This window comes from Flavimaribacter sediminis (assembly GCF_019492055.1).
Classification (GTDB): Bacteria; Pseudomonadota; Alphaproteobacteria; order Rhizobiales; family Rhizobiaceae; genus Flavimaribacter; species Flavimaribacter sediminis.
Window position 1 is genome coordinate 1 of record NZ_JAICBX010000002.1, and the last position, 19,064, is coordinate 19,064.

General features: G+C 59.5%; 20 protein-coding genes. 8 read left to right on the forward strand and 12 right to left on the reverse strand.

Translation table 11 applies throughout. The features are described from left to right. Window positions 1-551 (forward strand): transposase (locus tag K1W69_RS08205; RefSeq protein ID WP_220227900.1); only part of this gene is annotated, 551 nt, incomplete at its 5' end. Between the two features lie 256 nt (window positions 552-807). On the opposite strand, the gene K1W69_RS08210 is transcribed toward K1W69_RS08205, so the two are convergent. Further along, window positions 808-1,089 carry a hypothetical protein gene (locus K1W69_RS08210; protein ID WP_220227901.1) on the reverse strand — a complete coding sequence of 94 codons (282 nt, stop codon included), beginning with the start codon at window positions 1,087-1,089 and terminating at the stop codon, window positions 808-810. A gap of 338 nt (window positions 1,090-1,427) precedes the next feature. On the opposite strand from K1W69_RS08210, the gene K1W69_RS08215 reads away from it, so the two are divergent. The 3 genes from K1W69_RS08215 to K1W69_RS08225 all read left to right on the forward strand — a co-directional run bounded on the left by K1W69_RS08215 (window position 1,428) and on the right by K1W69_RS08225 (window position 3,478). Further along, window positions 1,428-1,691, forward strand: coding sequence for a nucleoside triphosphate pyrophosphohydrolase family protein (locus K1W69_RS08215; RefSeq protein ID WP_220227902.1), 264 nt, complete (start codon window positions 1,428-1,430; stop codon window positions 1,689-1,691). A gap of 258 nt (window positions 1,692-1,949) precedes the next feature. Further along, window positions 1,950-2,924: a murein L,D-transpeptidase catalytic domain family protein gene (locus K1W69_RS08220; protein ID WP_220227903.1), complete on the forward strand. Its 975-nt coding sequence runs from the start codon at window positions 1,950-1,952 to the stop codon at window positions 2,922-2,924. A gap of 38 nt (window positions 2,925-2,962) precedes the next feature. Further along, window positions 2,963-3,478: a GNAT family N-acetyltransferase gene (locus tag K1W69_RS08225; protein ID WP_220227904.1), complete on the forward strand. Its 516-nt coding sequence runs from the start codon at window positions 2,963-2,965 to the stop codon at window positions 3,476-3,478. A gap of 5 nt (window positions 3,479-3,483) precedes the next feature. On the opposite strand, the gene K1W69_RS08230 is transcribed toward K1W69_RS08225, so the two are convergent. The 4 genes from K1W69_RS08230 to K1W69_RS08245 all read right to left on the reverse strand — a co-directional run bounded on the left by K1W69_RS08230 (window position 3,484) and on the right by K1W69_RS08245 (window position 7,088). Continuing rightward, window positions 3,484-3,780: an NIPSNAP family protein gene (locus tag K1W69_RS08230; protein WP_220227905.1), complete on the reverse strand. Its 297-nt coding sequence runs from the start codon at window positions 3,778-3,780 to the stop codon at window positions 3,484-3,486. A 123-nt stretch (window positions 3,781-3,903) separates the two neighbouring features. Then, window positions 3,904-5,004, reverse strand: a complete 1,101-nt coding sequence (locus tag K1W69_RS08235; RefSeq protein WP_220227906.1) for a linear amide C-N hydrolase — start codon at window positions 5,002-5,004, stop codon at window positions 3,904-3,906. A 725-nt stretch (window positions 5,005-5,729) separates the two neighbouring features. After that, entirely contained in the window at window positions 5,730-6,029 is a 300-nt protein-coding gene (locus K1W69_RS08240; protein ID WP_220227907.1) for an ATP-dependent Clp protease adaptor ClpS, read from the reverse strand. A gap of 117 nt (window positions 6,030-6,146) precedes the next feature. After that, on the reverse strand, window positions 6,147-7,088 hold the full coding sequence (locus K1W69_RS08245; RefSeq protein ID WP_220227908.1) for a dihydrodipicolinate synthase family protein: 942 nt from the start codon (window positions 7,086-7,088) through the stop codon (window positions 6,147-6,149). 97 nt (window positions 7,089-7,185) lie between these two features. Between K1W69_RS08245 and K1W69_RS08250 the strand changes: the two genes are divergently transcribed. Beyond that, entirely contained in the window at window positions 7,186-9,153 is a 1,968-nt protein-coding gene (locus K1W69_RS08250) for an FG-GAP repeat domain-containing protein (RefSeq protein ID WP_220227909.1), read from the forward strand. Beyond that, complete coding sequence (locus K1W69_RS08255) at window positions 9,147-9,950, forward strand: shikimate dehydrogenase family protein (RefSeq protein ID WP_220227910.1); 804 nt, start codon at window positions 9,147-9,149, stop codon at window positions 9,948-9,950. Before K1W69_RS08250 ends, K1W69_RS08255 begins: the two co-directional genes overlap by 7 nt. On the opposite strand, the gene K1W69_RS08260 is transcribed toward K1W69_RS08255, so the two are convergent. The 5 genes from K1W69_RS08260 to K1W69_RS08280 form a co-directional block, all read right to left on the reverse strand. Further along, window positions 9,926-10,771 carry a shikimate dehydrogenase family protein gene (locus K1W69_RS08260; protein ID WP_220227911.1) on the reverse strand — a complete coding sequence of 282 codons (846 nt, stop codon included), beginning with the start codon at window positions 10,769-10,771 and terminating at the stop codon, window positions 9,926-9,928. The genes K1W69_RS08255 and K1W69_RS08260 overlap by 25 nt on opposite strands. Further along, window positions 10,768-11,607 carry a sugar phosphate isomerase/epimerase family protein gene (locus K1W69_RS08265; protein ID WP_220227912.1) on the reverse strand — a complete coding sequence of 280 codons (840 nt, stop codon included), beginning with the start codon at window positions 11,605-11,607 and terminating at the stop codon, window positions 10,768-10,770. The genes K1W69_RS08260 and K1W69_RS08265 overlap by 4 nt, the downstream gene beginning before the upstream one ends. After that, the gene (locus K1W69_RS08270) at window positions 11,604-12,911 is read right to left on the reverse strand and encodes a TRAP transporter large permease (protein ID WP_220227913.1); all 1,308 of its coding nucleotides are present in this window, start codon (window positions 12,909-12,911) and stop codon (window positions 11,604-11,606) included. The genes K1W69_RS08265 and K1W69_RS08270 overlap by 4 nt, the downstream gene beginning before the upstream one ends. Further along, window positions 12,908-13,423 (reverse strand): TRAP transporter small permease, encoded by a 516-nt coding sequence (locus K1W69_RS08275; RefSeq protein ID WP_220227914.1) that lies wholly within the window; start codon window positions 13,421-13,423, stop codon window positions 12,908-12,910. The genes K1W69_RS08270 and K1W69_RS08275 overlap by 4 nt, the downstream gene beginning before the upstream one ends. A 160-nt stretch (window positions 13,424-13,583) precedes the next feature. Then, window positions 13,584-14,615 carry a TRAP transporter substrate-binding protein gene (locus tag K1W69_RS08280; protein WP_220227915.1) on the reverse strand — a complete coding sequence of 344 codons (1,032 nt, stop codon included), beginning with the start codon at window positions 14,613-14,615 and terminating at the stop codon, window positions 13,584-13,586. Between the two features lie 156 nt (window positions 14,616-14,771). On the opposite strand from K1W69_RS08280, the gene K1W69_RS08285 reads away from it, so the two are divergent. Next, window positions 14,772-15,809 carry a Gfo/Idh/MocA family protein gene (locus tag K1W69_RS08285; protein WP_220227916.1) on the forward strand — a complete coding sequence of 346 codons (1,038 nt, stop codon included), beginning with the start codon at window positions 14,772-14,774 and terminating at the stop codon, window positions 15,807-15,809. Further along, complete coding sequence (locus tag K1W69_RS08290; RefSeq protein ID WP_220227917.1) at window positions 15,810-16,616, forward strand: IclR family transcriptional regulator; 807 nt, start codon at window positions 15,810-15,812, stop codon at window positions 16,614-16,616. Here K1W69_RS08290 and K1W69_RS08295 read toward each other — a convergent pair whose 3' ends face one another. Both K1W69_RS08295 and ggt read right to left on the reverse strand, forming a co-directional pair. Continuing rightward, on the reverse strand, window positions 16,617-17,450 hold the full coding sequence (locus K1W69_RS08295) for a sulfite exporter TauE/SafE family protein (protein ID WP_220227918.1): 834 nt from the start codon (window positions 17,448-17,450) through the stop codon (window positions 16,617-16,619). It abuts the gene before it with no gap. Between the two features lie 13 nt (window positions 17,451-17,463). Continuing rightward, the gene (ggt, locus tag K1W69_RS08300; protein ID WP_220227919.1) at window positions 17,464-18,990 is read right to left on the reverse strand and encodes a gamma-glutamyltransferase; all 1,527 of its coding nucleotides are present in this window, start codon (window positions 18,988-18,990) and stop codon (window positions 17,464-17,466) included. Window positions 18,991-19,064: the final 74 nt, after the last annotated feature.

Below are 19,064 nucleotides of genomic sequence, written 5' to 3' on the forward strand. Positions count from 1 at the left end.
GGCTTTCTCAGGTCACGGGCGACCTGACGGTACAGAGGCAACGCAAGCGCACTGCGGCCAGCGCCGAAGCGGCTGCGAGCATTGACGAAGTCATTGTCCTTCTTGTGCGCCAGCGGCGTCATCTGGAGGGCGAGATCGCCTCGATGATCGATGACGATCCGCTGTGGGCCTGTCTTGACGCGACGTTGCGCGCCTTCAAGGGGATTGCGTCACGGACGGTGGCTGTGCTGATGGCCGAAATGCCGGAACTCGGACTCGTCTCCAACAAGGTTATCGCCAAGCTGGCGGGTCTTGCGCCGATTGCCAACGACAGTGGCAAGCGCCAGGGGCGAAGACCGGTGCGCGGCGGTCGAGCCGGGCCGCGTTCGATCCTTTTCCTGATTGCACGCACCGTTGCCAGGTATGATCCGCACATGGCTGCCTTCCAGCAAAGGTTGCAGGAGGCCGGAAAACCGAAAATGGTCATCCGCATTGCGCTTGCACGCAAACTTCTCGTCATCCTCAACGCCAAAGCGCGCGATGCGAGAACAGAGTTTGCAAATGCAACTTGACAGCACAGATAGTCGCTCATCGCGGACTTGATCCGCGATCCAGCCGGCGTCGCGTCCGCGACGCAGGGAAAATCTGCGCACCTGTCTCGTCACGTCATTCAATGTGCAGATGGTGGCTCCGGATTTTTATCAGGAGACCATGAAAATGCTTTGTGTATCGCTATTCCGTAGGACAGAAGGAACAATACGAACAGTGTTTGATCAACCAAGAACATGAAACTGGATTCGATGTTTCCCGCAAATCCATGAAAGTAGCTCACCAAAAAATGAATCCGTATTGATTCACGACGGAGATATTGAAAAGGGTTACAAAGAGCGGCAGCGCCATTGAAGACAGGTCACGCGACCAAGTGGGGTCCCATCTCAGCGCCCTTTTTACGTCGAATTTGTCGACACGAATAACGAGGAGAGACAGGTATCCAATCAGCCCAATTGAGGAAAACATCAGCACATAAGACACGAATGGATGCAGCCACGGCCTGAACAGCAGTGCGATATTGATAACCCAAAGCGCCGTTATTCCGTATTTTTTCTGCATCAAAACCATCGAGTCAGATTTATTGATTTTATTTGAATGTACAAACTATGATCGAAATCTACACCAGTCGGCCAATGTGCCTCAAGCGCAGGCCATGCAAGTTGCGCCTCGACCAGCACAGCACACAGCTGCATTTGTTCGTTTGCAAGTAACTTTCCCCAACACCCTCATCGCGGACTTGATCCGCGATCCAGCCGGCGTCGCGTCCGCGACGCGAAAAATGCAAATGTCGCGCCGTTCAATCCGTTTGAGCCGGTTGCACGCCAACAATTCTGTCACACGCTGTCGTAGAATGGACACGTAAAAAGCGCGAATCGGTCAAAAGGGAGCGACAGGGAATGAGTGCGACGTTCAGGGAATTGAGCGACCGGATCGGCGAGGTGGGAGAGCTGTACGCAAAAAGGCACAATATCGCGCGCAGTTCCGACTGGTATCTGCTCAAGCTGACGGAAGAACTTGGCGAGCTCACCGCCGAGCATCTGCTCATGGACGGCCGAGCCCGGCCAGGTCCTGACGGATCAGGCGGCGCGCGCGGGGCGTTGGAAATGAGGCGGCGGATCTGTTCGGGCAGTTTGTCCTCTATTTGCGCGCGCACGATATAGACATCGAAGCCGCCATTGAGCGGAAGTGGCTGCGTCATCTCGATCATTACAAAAGTCTCGAAGGAACCGGAGATACTCGCTAGAGAGACGCCTTCGCCTCATCGCGAACCTGACCCGCGATCCATCCGACGCCCGTCGTCCAGAAGCTCAAATACCTTTGCGGGTCTCTGATTTTCGAACTGCCTTCATGTTGCAACCTTTTCGGTAACGATTTGTGCTAGAATTGCGCCGAGGATGGACCGGAAGGAGATTTTCCCGATGCTGTTGAACTCGCTCCGTCTCGCCCTTACGATCATGATTTTTGCGGCTCTGTCGGGTTCGCCACCGTCGATGGCGGCCTCGTCGAACATTCCGGCCTGGCTGCAAAAACATGTCGGCACGGGCGAAGGTCAGATTGCTCCCGTGGTTCTTGAGAGGGCGCGCGCCCTCTACCAGCAAAAGCTGCGCCAGGGCCAAGTCAGGAATCCCTGTTACCTTGCAAAGGACGCGACGCGCCCGAGTACATCGCGCAACGGCGCGCCGGGTCAGCGGTTTTACGTCATTTGCGAGCGACAGAAAACATTCCGCGCAGTTTCGTCGGGTTATGGCAACGGGCGAAAACTGAAACGCGCGAATTTCTCGAATGGCCGGCAGTGCGCGAAGAATTTCAGCAATGCGGAGGGGTCGAAGCTGACCATGGGCGGCTCGTATGTCACTGCCGAAACGAGAACCTCCTTCAAGGGCTACTACAGCCAGTCCGGCAAGCGACAACCGTTCCACCGCACATTCCTTCTGTTCGACGGCGAAGGCGACACGGCGAACGCCAGAGAGCGGGCGATCGGCGGGCATCCGGCCGTTTTCCTGAAATGGCAGTGCCGTTACAAAAATCCGAAAAGCCCCTATGCCGACAATGAAGGCTATGTGCCTTACGGCAAACTGGTGAACTACACCGGTGGGCGCAGCAATGGCTGCACGACATGGTCGCAGTCCGCTTCCAGCAAAATTCTTTCTCTGGTGGAGGGCAATCCGACGACGCTCTACATCTACCCGGAATCCGGCGACATCGACGCCGTGGCGAACGCAGTCAAGAAACGGAAATCCCTGTCGCGCGCCGGGCTATACTGGAACGCATCATGCCTGAAGGAAATCAAGGCGCCGAAGTTCTGGCCCAAAAGAACCCTCCAGCCGATCATCAATGAATGGCGGCAGTCGCTTCCAAAACAGCCGCCAATGGAATTGCCGATCTGCAAGTGAATTGAGCCGAGGGCGCCACCAGCAGGAAGGAGAGCGGCATGATCATCACAAAGCAGCTCCTTCTTCGGCGCGCGCGGATGAGCGATCTGGACGACCTGCATCAGGTCTTCTCCAATCCGGCGGCAATGCGATTCTGGGACAGCCTGCCCTATCAGGAGATAGAACAGACGCAGCGGCTGCTCGAAGCAATGATCGCGGCCTCACCGGACGAAAGCGACGATTTCGTCATCGAGCATGAAGGCCGGGCAATCGGCAAGGCGGGCTGCTGGCGCCTCGGAGAAATAGGCTTCATCCTGCATCCCGACCACTGGGGCAAGGGCCTGGCCCACGAGGCGCTGAGCGCTGCGATACCCCACATCTTCGAAAACCTGCCGATCGACCGGCTGGAGGCCGATGTCGATCCGCGAAACGACGCCTCCCTCAAATTGCTCTCACGGCTCGGATTTCGCGAAACCGGCCGCGCCGCCCGAACCATCCTAGTGGGCGACGAATGGTGCGACAGCGTCTATCTGGAATTGCCGGTCGCAACATGGAGACAGACGGCGCCGGATTGACGCCTTCAGGCCTCAATGAACTCGTAGTGCCGGATCGACCTGCTTTCGACCAGCTCTGCTTCCGCCGGGTCGATATGGGGGCTTTGATAATCGTCTCCGACGAAGACCTTCAAGGCTTCGAGATCCTTCCAGACCATGACGAAGCAAAATTCCCGCGGACTGTCCGGTCGCGGCGCGCCCGGAAGCACGGAAACGATCCCGTCAGTGTTTTTCATCAGTGGAATTGCGGTCTCGTGAAAAAACTTGCCGAATTCCACCTCCTTGCCTGGCCGTGTCACGACCTGAAAAACGCGCATGATCATTGCAAACACCTCCCTGTGCTGCCGCCGGACAGTCGAAGCCGTTCGGTCAAGAACACGAACGAGGGGGCCGCAGCGCCCCCCCTGGTAAACATCGATCTTTTGCGGGCTACCGGAAAGCTCGCACTACTTCGAAGGATCGGCCTGCAGCCACTCGAACGGCTTGGCTTCCTCGAAATGTTCCGCGGCATTGCCCGAGTAGTACTTGCCGCCGGCGATCGGAAGTTTCTTCGCCGGAGCCCCCTTCGACAGGTCCAGATCGTCCATCGCAACCCAGAAGGTGTTCGGGGTCGTCGATGAATCGAAGAAATAGATCCGGTTCTTCTGGTCGGCGACCGTGCGCCAGAGCGTGGAGGCGATGTTCGGCTCTCCCGGTGTGGTGATGCCGAGAGGCACGCTGACGGAGCGCATGACCGACAAGACCGAGGCGACGGCCTGGTTGGCGTAGGCCTGATCCGGAACCGCGGCGATGAAATTGGGATCGGTCTTGGTCGGGATCGCGCCGAGCAGGAAGGAGGCGCGGGCGAAACGGTCGGGCGCGGAGTTGGTGCCGGGCAGGAATTTCAGCCCGCCGATCTTTTCCCAGTAGGCGTTGAGCGCCAGTTGCTGGTCGTAGCTCGGCGAGTTGGTCATTACCGTATACTGCTTGCCGTGGTGAACCACGAGTTCGCCGTCGAGATATTCGAAAATCGCGGAATCGCCGCTTGGATCGGAGATCGAAAGATGCAGCGTGGCGGCAGAGCCGTTCGGCAGTTTCGGCGCGACGATGCGGAACGGCTGCGCCCGCAGCGACTCGACGGCTTCGGCGACGGTCGCAAAGTTGTCGAGCACATACTGCGCCCAAAGGCCGATCGACATCGGCGGCTTGTCGTCGAGATTGCCGTATTGCGCCTCTGCGAGATAGAGCATGTTGGCGACGAGACCCTTCTCGTTCATGCCGTCGGCGCTGGCGATATTGTAGGCGGAGGCGATGACGCTGCCATATTTGGAGACCCATTTCGGCGATTCCGGTCCGGCGGCGCCATTGCGCTCCATGCCGGCGGGAAATGCCCACAAGTCGGTCTGCATGTCCTGCATCCAGTCCATCGACCGGCCGGTCATCACCTCGTTCTCGCTTCCGGTGTAGAGGGTGCGGGTGCAGGCCTCGGCATCGGAAGGCAGGACCGTTGCGCTGGAAAACAGGGCCAGCGCAGCCCAGGTCAGGGTTTTCTTGTTGTCGGTTCGCATGTCGTTTTCTCGCTTTGCGCCGGAGCGCGGTTTGACGCCAATTCGAAGGCGGAACGGTCTGCAGCCATTCCTTCGCCCTATTTTTGTCAGGACTGGTGACGGATACGTTTTATGATCGGATACTTCGTCGTTACGATACTATACTGTTATCGCCACAGTTGCAGAAGCCTTGACACTGTATTTGCTAAATGCCGATTGTTACCGGAAGGCTAATGGAGAAGAATAATCGACTAGATTTCATCTCTTTTCTCGAAACGGCCGGCATGCGCTTTTGAATACTTCCCGAGCGTCGGAACATGCCTGCACTGAAGAAGCAGACCGTGCCTCGACTGACGTCGGAACGGCGTCGCAAAGCCCCAGGCGGTCGTTTCACCAGGAACGGGCGCCCAATTCCAAGTTCAGAACAAAAGAGGAACTTTTGTAATGAATTACGCGGCAAAATATGCTAAAATGCATGACGCCATTCAGGCGCGTATTCGTTCTCTCGCCGTGAAGCGATCTCGGCGGCCAGAATTCAATTGACCCAAAAATTCCGATTCCCGAAACAAACCCAGACTCGCCGCAGTGTCATGAAAAGGACTGAAAAGCGCAATTCCCGAAACGAAGCCAAATATCCCGATCGGCGAGAAACGCGGATTCCCGAAACAAAGCCAGATTTTTCCGAAATTATAATTTACACAACAATATCAATAATTTATAAGATATTAGTGCATCCGGCTTCAGGATCATTCTTCCGGTTCAGCGACGAAGAGCAGCGGATATCCTTCCTGCGCGCCGAAATCCGTGGCCTCTTTCGCCTTGGTCTCGGCGGCGTCTTTGGGCAGCACGGTGACAACGCATTTGCCCTTGGTGTGCGCTGTGATCATAACGCGCAAAGACTGGTCTTCGGAGAGCTTGAAGACTGTTTTCAGCACCCGGATCACGAATTCCCGCGGCGTATAATCGTCATTCAACAGAATGACCATGTAACGCCGTGGGCGCGCGATCTTCGGTTTTGTCTTCGTCTTTGTTTCAATATCGGACATCTGCGTCACGCCGAAACGATGCGGGCCGCCGTCTCCCGAATAGCCCTCGCTTCCTTCTATTCTGGAAGTAAAAACGCATTCGTCCAGTGGCGAGGGCAAAAAATGAACGGATCGTCCCTATGCCTCGGCCTGCCGGGCGATCGCCGTGCGAAACCGCGTCGTGCATTTCTTGATATGGTTCAGCAGATCCCGGGAAGCCCAGTGCCGATCGAACACGTCGTAGTCCACGACCCGCGAGGCGGTGTTCTCGAACGTTCCGAGTTCCCGATGATATTCCTTTGCGATGCGCGGGTAGCCCATGCCTTCGGCCATCGCCGCCAGCGCCAGGAACGTCACGAGATCGGAGATCAGCGGATCGTCGCCCCGGTCACGATTGGCGTAGACGTAGGCGTAGAGGTCGGGATGGAAGTTGGTGAAGACGCCGCTGAAGCCCCTGGAGCCGGCCTGCATCGCCTCGAAGGCAATCGCCGCGTTCGCGTTGATGATGGCGAGCGGCGACCCCTCGGTCAGTTCGACGCGCCGGCGCACCGTGTCGATATCGCACGAAACGTCCTTGAGGACGACGAAACGACCGGTGTCGCGGCAATAGGCCAGCTCCTCGTCGGAGAGCAGACGGCGGTAGGGCGCCGGGCATTCGTAGAGGCCGAGCGGCATGTCGGCGGGCAGTTCGCCAATCAGCCGGTCCAGGTTGCTCTTGAAGGCCTCTGTTCCCGCATCGTCGGGGTCCAGGCGGTTTGTCACCAGAACCAGCCCGTCGACGCCGGTATCGGCCATCGCCTGCAGTTCGGCGATCTGGTCCTCGATCCTGTCGGATATGTGACCGGAAGCGATCACCGGCGCCCGGCCGGCTGCTTTCTCGACAACGGAGCGCGCCAGCGCGACCCGTTCATCGAGCGAGAGTTTCTGCATTTCGCTGGACTGGCAAACCGCGAACAGCGCGTCGGCCCCATTGTCCAGATACCACTCGACGAGCGCCGCTAGACCTTCGTCGTCGATCGTGTCTTGCCCTGTGAAGGGCGTAAGCATGACGGGGACGATGCCCTCGATGGAAATTGCCATGGACTAATCCGTTTTTACTTTTTTCTGGTGTCGAGTCTGCTAGTTATAAATATGGAATAGCATTCCATTTTTCAAATTGCACAGGAAAAACCGACTTATGAAAGTTACCAGATGGGAAGACGACGCGACTGTCTGGTCCGGTCCCTTCTACGGAGACCGGGCAATTCAATACCAGCCGGAGACTGGGCCTGCAACCATTGCGGGACAAATCATTACATGCGTCGAAAAAGTCGACTGGAGCAACAGCGGCAATCGCGACCTTCTGCTGTCGAGCTGGGACGCCTGCTATGACGGTCGCGTTTTCCTGCACCCGCAAACGGGAACTGCCGAAGACGGCGCGCCGATCCTTGGCGAACGACGTCTCGTGGAAGGCGTGCGGGGCTATGTGACCGCCGTGCGCGATGGGGAACGGTTTCACCTTGTGTCCGCGTCGCGCATGCGCAAGCAGATCTACGTCTTTCCCAACATCGGAGAGCCCGGCGATCCGAAATTCGGCGATCCGGTGGCGCTGGATCTCGACGCCGACTGGGTCAAGGGCAACGAGTATTTCCACCTCGCCCGGTTTCACGACATTGACGGCGATGGACAACTGGAACTCATAGTCGGCACGGATTGCTGGGACGATTACTGGCCGAACGGGCTCGAATGGAACGACCACGGCTACCGCGCCTATGACGCCGCCGGCCGCTGGCTCGGCGGGCCGCTGCGCGGCTATCTCTACGTGTTCCGCAATTCCGGGACGCTTGACAAGCCGGTGCTCGAAAAGGGCGTTCCCGTGATGGGCGGCGATGCGGCCTACGAAGTCTATGGTCAGCTTGCGCCCGCCTTCGGCGACTTTTCCGGCGCAGGTCGCGATGATCTGGTCTGCGGCGAATTCTGGAACATCCTGCACTACGGCGCGCGGACCGGACCTTTGTCCTTCGATCCGGCAAGACTGATCTCCGACGCCGCCGGCGACCCCTTGGAACTCGACCATTGCATTCACCTGCCCTGCGCCGTGGACTGGGACGGCGACGGCAAACTTGACCTGCTCGTCGGCGCAGAAGATGGCTACATCACCTTCCTGCGCAACATCGGCAACGGGGAAGACGGCGTTCCGCGCTTCGAAAACCGCGGTCGGGTGGAAACCGCCGCTCCGGTCGTTCACGCCGGAGTCCTGCCGTCGCCGGCGGCTTTCGATTTCACCGGCAACGGCCGGCCAGACCTGGTCGTCGGCAACAGCGCCGGAGAGATCCTCTTTTATGAGAACGCCGGGGGAAGCCCACCAACCCTGAAAAAGGAAGTAATGGTAAAGGCGGGCGGGGAACCGATCCGCATCGCCGCCGGTCTTTCCGGATCGATCCAGGGCCCGTCGGAAAAACGCTTCGGCTACACCTGCCCGACAGTCGCCGACTGGGATGGCGACGGCAAACCCGATCTTCTGGTCAGCGACGTCACCGGATTTCACCGTTTCTACAAAAACACGGGCGCGGCGGGCGCGCCCTCATTCGAAACCTGCCGGCTGCTGACCTTCGAAGGCAAGCCTCTGAAGACTGTCTGGCGCGTGCGCCCGGCGGTCGTCGACTGGCTCGGCGACGGGCAACTGCACTATGTCTGCCTTGACGAGGAAGGCGTGTTATCGGACTTTCGGCGCGCTTCCGACACGGCGCTCGAAGACAAGCGCCGCCTCGTCTTCGAAACAGGGGACGAAATCCGCTTTACGGTCGATGTCGGCGGCGGCCGCGGGCGCGCCAAACTTTGCATCTGCGACTGGACGGCCTCCGGCCGTTACGATCTGATTGTCGGCGTCCATGCCCGCGCCAGCCTGCCGCCGGGCCCCTCGGGAGCGCCGCGAAACACCACCGGCCAGGCCGGCGTCTTCTACTTCGAGAATGTCGGCTCCAATGCGGCTCCGGTCTTTGCAGCTCCGAAAGCCATGCGCTACAGGGGCGAGGTCATCCAGATGGCGATGCACGTGGCGTCGCCGGAGGCGGTCGACTGGGAAGGCGACGGATCAACCGGCCTGATCGTCGGCGTGGAAGACGGAAGCATCGTGTGGCTGCCTCGCGGTGATCTGTCATGGTGACGGCGATAAACGGCAACTTTCGCCTGATGGGAGTCATCGGCGACCCGATCAAGCAGGCCCGCACGCCGGACAACATCAATCCGATATTCGAAGCCAGGGGCGCGGCCATGGTCTGCATTCCGCTGAATATTCCGGCGGCGCATCTTGCGACCGTCTGGGCCGGGCTGAAGGGCGTTAAAAATCTTGCGGGCTTCGGCGTCACCCTGCCGCACAAACAATCCGCCCTTGCGCTCTGTGACAGCCTCGATCCTCTCGCCGAACGCGTCGGGGCCGTCAATGTCGTGCGACGAGAGGCCGATGGCGGCTTCCGCGGCTACCAGTTCGACGGGCTTGGCTTCGTCAACGGGCTGCGGACTGAGGGGCATGATCCCGCAGGCCGTGAGGCGCTCATGGTCGGCGCGGGCGGCGCAGCCATGGCGATCGCCTTTGCATTGGTCGAGGCCGGCGTGACGCGTCTTGCGATCGCCAACAGGACGATGGAGAAGGCCAGAGACATAGCCGATCAGGTCAATCGCGTCACGGGGTCGGAGATTGCAGTCGCGGAGCGGGCGGAGCCGAAGCCAGGACAATTGCTCGTCAATGCAACATCGCTGGGACTGAACCCGGACGACGCATTGCCTTTCGATCCGGCGCTGATCGACGACACGATGACGGTCGCGGAAGTCATCGCAAAACCGGAAGAGACACGGCTGCTGGCGCTTGCGCGGGACCGTGGGGCGAAAGTGCATTCAGGCATACACATGATCCGCGGCCAGGCGCAGTTGATCGCCGATCATCTGATCGCCGTCGGGTCCTGAGAGAGAAGAGCGCCGGCCGGCAGTCCGGCTATGAAACCGGCGACCAGACCGAGCTGCGCCTTCAGCATGGCGTCGCCGTCGCTTGTCGCGCAACCAAGCCTGCGGGCCGCGGCCAGCAACGGTGTTTCGCGGTCGAGAGCCGCAATATCAGCGATCAGCATGTCGGTTCTGATGCAGCTTTCCGACAACGGCATCGCATCCCCCGGCTTGAGACCAAGGGGCGTCGCATTAATCACGACACCACAGGAAGCAAAATCCGGCCATGCCGTCGTGGCGATGGCGCACCCCTTGCCCTGATTGACCATCGACGCCGCCATCGCCGCCGCATCGCTTCTCTCGTCGACGATGTGCAGTCGGGCGATCTTCTCGGCTGCGAGCGCATGGGCGATCGCCCTGCCCGCCCCGCCTGCGCCGATCAGCAGCACCGTGCTGCCTTCCAGGCGTTTGCGCTCGTCTCCCAGCCCCTCGACAAAACCGACGCCATCGAAGAGAGCGCCATGCATCGCGCCGTCTTCAGCGCGTCGGACGGTATTGACCGCGCCAACGGCCCGCGCTGCGTCCGTCAGACTGCTGCACAAACCCGCTGCGCTCACCTTGTGCGGAACCGTGACGGCGATGCCTGCGACGTTGGGCGTCACCCTCAACGCCTCCCACACGTCGCGAAGACGGACGGCGGGCGTGTGAACCGGCACGGAGACGATATCGAGCCCGTGCTCGGCAAAGAGCGGATTGATGAGTCGCGGCGTCTGGACCTGCGCAATCGGATCGCCGATCACGGGGTAGATGCGCGTCGCCCCGCCGATATCGATCGCCAACGTCAAGCGCGTTCCATCACGAGGCCGAAGATAGACGCGCATCGCTCGATGCAGAGATCGATGACGGCGTCTGCGTCCCTCGCCCACCAGTCATCGGAGAAGATTTCCACCTCGATCGGCCCGTCATATCCGGCGCGCTTCACCGCATTCCAGAGATGGGCCAGGTCGATAACGCCATCTCCCATCATGCCGCGATCGGTCAGCGTATGCTTTGTCGGCACCAGCCAGTCATTGACGTGGAATCCGGCAATCCGGCCATGTTTTCCAGCCCGGGCGATTTCCTCGTCCAGTCGCTCGTCCCACCAGACATGATAGACGTCGACGACTATGCCGAGGTTTCGTCCAAGTCGGTCGCAGATATCGTTGGCGTGAGACATGGAAACGATAGACGATCGATCACCAGCGAGCATCGGATGCAAAGGTTCGAGCGCCAGCCGCGCGGCGCCGTCGCCGAGGTGATCCAGCAAATGGCCCACCGCCTCCTCGGTCATTCCTCGCGCCCCGTCCAGCCCCTTCTCGCCTTCCGGCGCGCCGCCCGGGAACAGCAACACATGGTCGGCGTCGAATTCCAGGGCCAAATCGATCGAACGTTTGGCTGCGTCGAGTCGTTGTCTGCGCTCCGTTGCAGATGAGGCCAGCAGCGGTCCCGCCCGGTTGTAGCCGAAGACTCGCGAGCCGGTCTGCGTCAGAACCTCTTTGGCCGCAGCCTTGCCGATGCGATCAATTTCGTTCTCCCATATCGAAACCATGGACAACCCGCGTCTGCTGCAGGCCTTCACGAACGCCGTCATGTCCATCTTTTCACGCACGGTCGCGTGATTGATAACGAGCCTGTCGGTCATGACGCGAAACCGAAATATCTGGGCAGCGCCATCGCCAGCCAGGGAATGTAGGTGACAAGGAACAGGATGAAAATTTCAGCAGCGATAAAGGGCAGGATCGCCTTTGCGCCTTTCTCCACCGGCAGCTTGGCTATGCCGCAGGCGATGAACAGGCAAAGACCCAGGGGCGGTGTGCCGCAACCGATAATCAGGTTCAGGACCATGATCACGCCGAAATGGATGGGATCTATCCCATAGGACAGCGCAATCGGGGTCAGGATCGGCGCCATGATGATGACGCTCGCGCCACCGTCCATGAAGGTTCCGATCACCAGCAGCAGAATATTCACCAGCAGCAGGAAGATGATCGGGTTTTCCGAAACGGTCTGAAAAAAGGAGCCGAGCATCATGGGCAACTGGAATATCGTCAGCACGTAGCTGAGAATCTTGGCGCAGCTGATGATCATCATCACCGCGGCCGTCAGCATGGCCGTATGTTTCAACATCACCGGCATGTCGGCGACCTTGAGCGATCTCTCGATCAGATAGCCGAAGATCAATGCATACAGCACGGCGAGCGCGCCGGCTTCCGTTGGCGTCACCACGCCGCCCAGAATGCCGCCGACGATGATCAGCGGCATGCCGAGTGGCCAAAATGCGTCTCGGGTGATCGCCACTTTTTCATTCAAGGGAAGCGATCCGGTCCGGCGCGGAAACTTGTGCTTCCGGTCGAGAATGAGAACCGTTGCAATCAGCGCAAGCCCGATCAGTATTCCAGGAATGAGACCGGCGATAAACAGCGCGCCGATGGATGTGCCGACCGACACTCCGTAGATCACCATCATGATGCTGGGAGGGATGATTGGCCCGACCGTCGATGAACTCGCGGTCACGGCAACGCTGATTTCCTTGCTGTAGCCTTCCTTTTCCATGGCCGGAATCAGCACGCCGCCGATCGCAGAGGTATCGGCCTGCGCCGATCCGGTGATGCCTCCGAAGAACATGCTGGCGACGATGTTGGCGTTGGCGAGGCTGGCTGGCATGCGTCCGATCAGCATCACGGAAAAGCGGACGAGTCGATCGGTGATGCCGGAGCGGTTCATGATCTCTCCGGCGAAGATGAACAGCGGTATCGCCAGGAGTGGAAAGAAACCTATCCCGGAATAGATGGACTGCGGAATGGCTATGAAGGGGTTGCCGAAGGTTTGGCCCATGCTGATCACGGCCAGCCCGACCGTTCCCGCCACGCCGAGCGAAATATAGACCGGAACCCCGATCATGATCAGGACGAACAGCAGGAGAATGAGAAGCAGGCCGGCGATCATGACGGTTCAATGCTTCGCCCGAACGACCCGCCGAAGAGCTTGGCCAGGAATTCATAGAGTATCAGGACGCCGCCAAAGGGCATGATCCCGTAAACGAGCCAGAGCGGCATGCCCGTCATCGTCGCCGTCAACCGTCGCGATTCCCAGGCGTAAGTCGTCGACGACCAGATCATGGCCACCAGGAAGCCGATAGTCGCAACCACGCCGATCACCCGCAAGATTGCGGCGATGCGCGGCGGCGTGTTGTCGAGCAGCATCCGCAGATCGGTATGGACTGCATGGCGCGTGGCGAGCGCCGCACCGACAAGGACAAGCAATATCATGAGGTTTATGACGACTTCGTTCAGCCACAGAATGCCGCTGGAAAGGATGTAGCGATAGAACACTTGAACAAGCACCAGAACCACGATTGCCGCCAGCGATGCGATGCAGACGGCGCTCTCGAACATGTGGATGACGCCGTCGGCCAGTCTTGCCGTCGTCATGCGGCCATTTGCGGATCTGCTTGCCATTGACTGTGTCGGAGCCTGACGAAGATTGAGTTTGAAATGATCCGACTCCGCCGGTGAAACAGGAAACCGACGAAGCCGGACGCCGAGTCACGTTGCCTGGGAGGACTGTAACTCGAAAGGCGCGCGGTGCGTCAACAGTCGTCACACCGCATGGTGGCGATTATCCCTCGTCGCGAACCTTGATGATGGTCTCGTAAAGCTCCCGCGTTTCTGGACTGGCATTGCTGAGATATTCGTCAATCAACGGCTGCACAGCTTCGCGGAACGCCGCCTTGTCGACCTCGTTCACCTCGACGCCGTTGTCCTTCAGCGTCTGCATGTCGGAGGCCATCGCCTCTTCCCACTTCGCATTGAAGTCTTCCTGAGACGCTTCCCCCGCCTTGAGAATGGCGTCCTGGAGTTCAGGCGAAAGGCTGTCGAAGACCTTGAGACTGATCATCTGCGGATCCGGAATGATGAACTGCTGGGTGAGCGAGTAGAATTTTGCAACCTCGTACATCTTGTTCGACGCGATCACCGGCGGTGAATTCTCGAGACCGTCGATGGTCTTCTGCTGAACCGCCGTGTAGACCTCGCTCCACGCCATCGGAACGCCGGTCGCGCCCATGGCGGTAATGGCTTTGGCCAGCATCGGGCTCTGCATGACGCGGATCTTGATGCCGTCGAGATCCTCCGGCGTGTTCACCGGACGCTTCGAGTTGATGATGCTGCGTTCGCCGAGATTCCACCATCCGATGATCTTGAAACCGTTGGCTTCGGCGTCCTTGTTGAGCAGTTCGGCGACGCGCGGATCGGTGATCACACGGATCGCGTCAGCGCCGCTGTTGAACAGGAACGGAACCGAGAAAATCGACCACAGATCGCTGAAATTGCCGAGGTCCGACGCGGCTGCTTCGGTCATCTCGATGGAGCCGTTGCGCAGACCCTCGAGGCTCTGAATCTTGTTGCCGAGCTGAGAGCTCGGGTAAAACTGGAAATCGATCTTCCCGTCGGAGTACTCCTCGAGGAACACGCCGAGTTGCTTGGCGCCGTTTGCCTGCGCGCCCGCGTCGGGAAAGACCGCCGAGTATTTGAGCACGACCGGATCGTCGGCCTGGGCCTCACTCGGCGCGAGTGTGGAGCCTGCCGCTACGGCGCCGGCGAAAGCAGCCGCCGCCAGCATGGTGAATTCACGTCTGAAAATTCGAAACATATCATTACCTCCCAAAGGCTGTACAAGAGGCTTTTTTCAATAACGGAATTCAATTCCATTTTCAATTCCTATTTTATTTTGTTAGAAACATGATGATAAACAAGCACATCGGAGCCGCGTAATGAGCTTGTTGCACAACCACATTCGGAATCTGAAATGAAGATCGTCATACTTGAAGCCAGCCATTGGCATGTCCCACTCTATCTCGACGCACTCGGTGACCACGGGATTGAGGTGGTGGGCGTATCGGATTCTGCACGCGGTCCGGGGCCGGCGATTGCAAACCGTTTCGGGGCGCGATTTTACGAGCGCTACGAATCGATGCTGGACAATGAGCAACCGGATTTCGCCTTTGCGTTCGGTCGCCATTGCGACATGAAGGCAATCGCGACGACACTGATCGATCGCAAGATTCCCCTTGCGCTGGAAAAGCCGTGCGGCATGAATGGCGTCGAGGTGTCGGAACTCAGACAACTGGCCGACGCGCAGAACGCCTTCGTTTCAATTCCTCTCATTTTCGGCTTCAGCGACCTTCCGGCGGCCCTGACGAAAGACGATCCGTCCTCGCCATGGCGGCACATGGCCTTTCGCTTTATAGCCGGACCGATAGAACGATACCTCGACGCCAATTGTCCGTGGATGCTCGCGCGCGACCTCGCTGGCGGCGGGTGCGCCATCAATCTCGGGGTTCATTTCGTCGATCTCGTGCTGCGCCTTACCGGACAGGACGTCATTTCGGTCTCAGCCCGGATGACTCACGCGCCGGACAAGGCCGATGTGGAAATCTATTCGTCGATGACACTGGAGACGCAAGGCGGTCAGATCGCAACCATCGAAACCGGCTACACGTACCCCGGCGGAACCCCCGAACTCCGGGATTTCACCTTTGCGCTCGCGTCAGACGACGCCTACTACCGCTCCCGGCCAGAGGGTGTGACGAGAACGCCGCGGGATGGATCGCCGACGCGCCAAATCGACATCGAGCTGAACACAGACATTTTCTACGCCGCCTTCGTGCGGGACACGTTGCAAGCCTTCCGCACGGGCAGGAAACCCCTTGCGGGGCTCGACAGGATGGAGCGGATCATCAATGTGATAGATTGCGGCTACGAATCGAACGAACAGGGCGGAACGGCAGTCCGCGTCCGCGATCAAGAGGCGCGAGACGGAATCACAGCGCCGGGGGCCGGTTAGATGTCACAGATCAACAGATGCTTCGATATTCTGGAGCTGTTTTTCGAGAACCCAGGCGGGCTGAGCCTTTCGGAAATCAGCGCGCGGACCGATATACCGATGGCGACCGCACACCGGATATTGAGCTTTATAAAGAACCGCGGTTACGTTTATCAGGACGCACGGGAAATTTATTATCTCTCCCTGCTGCTGCCATCCATGGGCGCCAACTATATCGGCGGAACGGGTTTTAGAGAGCTGCTTCAACCGCATCTGGACCGGCTTGCAGCCTTGACAGGTGAACATGTCCGCCTGTCCTCCGTCGTCGACGGCCAGATCATCTGGGTCCTGCGCGCAGTCGTCAGCAGCCACGGTCTGCAATATCGCGGCGGAATAGACACCAGGATCATTCCGCATACGACAGCTTCCGGAAAAATGTGGCTCTCAAGCCTGAATGACGAGGAGGCGCTGCGCATCGTCGCCAACTGGAACATCGAGCAATCGCGAAACTACGCCGGCCCGAAGGCTGTCACCTCGGTCAAGTCGCTGCTGGCCGATCTGAAGTCCATTCGCAAACTCGGCTATTCTATCATCATAGAGGAGGCGGAAGTCGGCGTCTGCGCCATTGCCATGGGCGTCTACCAAAACAATGCGCCGGGCCAACTGCTTGGCACAATCAGCGTTGCCGGTCCAACGGCGAGACTGGATCGCAACACGCTGGAAAGCCTCGTGCCCGACATCAGGGAAACAGCGCAAAAAGTCCAGGAAACCTGGAGCCTGTGGACTTCGGTCAACCGCGAACCGATAGCGATGTCTTCGCTGGTGTAATCAGCTCAGCAGGCTGTAGAACATGCGCGCCGACGTGACGACAAGAAATCCTGCGAAACAGTAGCTCAGCACGCGGCGCGGGATTGTATGTGCGATCTTTGCTCCGATTGGAGCAAACAGGGTCGTCAGCGGAACAATCGCTATGAAGCCGAGGAGGTTGACGTAACCGATGGAAAAAGGCGGCAGGCCGGATGCTCCCCAGCCGGCGATAATATAGCCGATTGTAGCGGGAACCGCGATAACAAAGCCGATTGCCGCGGCTGTGCCGACTGCGCGCCTGATGTCGAAACCGAATGCCGTGAGTATCGGCACGCCAAGCGTTCCACCGCCGATGCCCATCATCGATGAAATCAGACCGACGCCGACGCCGGAGCCGAACTTGACGCCGGCGTTCGGAAAATCGCTCGTCAGCGCCGCGTTGTTCGCGCGCGCCAGCATATTGACCGCGACGACCAGCGCCACCACCGCGAAGACCAACGTCAGCACCTCGCCGCCGACATAGCCGGCGATCGTGGTGCCGATCACCACGCCGATGATTATCGGCGCGGCCCACGACCGCAGCAGGGAATAGTCGACCGCGTCTCGTTTCGAATGACTGCGCGCCGACGAAAGCGAGGTCACGACAATGGTCGCAAGCGAAGTCGCCACCGCGACCTTGATGGCGATCGCCTCCGGCGCCTTTATTGCGACCAGCACGGAATAGAGCACCGGCACGATGACGATGCCGCCGCCGACGCCCAGCAGCCCCGCGATCAGTCCGCCAACGACGCCGGCTCCGATCATCGAGATTAGAAAAACGAGATGTTCGGCGGTGAAGATGCTGGAAATGTCCATGTTCGGCCCGTGTTCAGACGCCTAGCGCGATGCCATCCTTGCGATGATCGGAAGCCCCGAGGAGCAGGCCGCGCTCGCGGTCGATCCAGATCGCCTGGCAGCCGCCTATCGGCTCGTCCGCCCAGGCTGTCTTGTGTCCGCGGGAATCGAGATCGGCCCTGACGTCCTCCGAAATCGTCGTTTCAAGCTTCAGCGTTCCGTCAAAGCAGAAACTGCGCGGAGCCTCGTTCGCCATCTGCGGATCAAGCCCGATGTCGATCAACTGGCTGAGAAAATGCGCCTGACCCGCGGCCTGGTACTGCCCGCCCATGACGCCGAACGACAGCACTGGCTTGCCATGCTTCATGAGCATGGCGGGAATAATCGTGTGAAACGGCAACTTGCCCCCCTCGACTTCGTTGGGATGCCCCTCCTGCAGGCTGAAACCCGAACCTCGGTTCTGGAATAGCACACCGGACTCCGGCGCGTAAATTCCACTGCCAAAGCTATCGAAAATCGAGTTGATAAGAGAAATGGCATTGCCGTCGGCGTCGACGACCGAGAGGTACACCGTATCCTTGTGAGTAGGCCCTTCCCAGGGCTTGGCGGGCGTCGCCCGTCCCATGTCGATTTGCTTTCTCAGCCTGGCTATCGTGTTGTCGCACAAGATCGCCTCGACATCGACCGGATGGCTTCTGGGATCGCAAATGACGGCGTCGCGCATGGCGTAGCCGATCTTGCAGGCCTCCGCGAGCACATGGATCCGGTCGGCTTCCGACATTTCCGAAAACGCGAAGCCATCGAGAATGCGAGCGATCAGAAGCGCGGCAAGTCCCTGGCCGTTCGGAGGGCACTCCATCAACTCGTAACCTTTGTAGGGCGCTGTGATCGGCTCGGTCTCGAAGCTTGAGAAGCTTTCGAAATCCTCGAGCGTATGCAGCCCGCCTGCCTGTCGAAGCACGCCGACCATCTCTTCCGCGATGTCGCCTGCATAGAAGGCGTCCCGTCCTTCCATCGCGATGCGTTGCAACGTCTCAGCCAGCGCGGGCTGGCGAAAACGTTCCCCTTCCAGAGGCGCTTTCCCGTCGGGAAGAAAAGCCGTGCGGCACGGCGCATGATGCGAAATCCGGTCACGGGACTTGTTCCAGTCATAGGCGACCCGCGGCGTCACGCAGAAGCCGTCGCGCGCGGCGGCAATGGCGGGGGCCAGGATGCGCTCCATGTCGAACCGGCCATATTTCGAGACCAGCGCGCACCATGTGTCGATCGCCCCCGGCACGGTCACCGCGTGGGCGCTGTCGGGCGGTATTTGCGTCAAACCGGCGTCTCTCAGGGCGTGCGCGGTCAGCGCCGCCGGGGCGGGTCCAGATCCGTTGATCGCAACCGGCTCCCGGCCATCAAGGGCAAGCAGGGCGAAACAGTCACCGCCAATGCCGGTCATCTGTGGCTCCATGACGGATTGCAGGGCGACGGCCGCTATGGCCGCGTCGACGCAATTGCCGCCGGATCTGAGAATATCGACAGCCGCCAGCGTCGCCAACGGATGGGATGTGGCCGCCATGGCGGTGTCCGATATACAGAAGGACCGGCCCGGTTTCTGGAAATCTCTTTGCTTCACCTGCTTGTTCCTTCTTG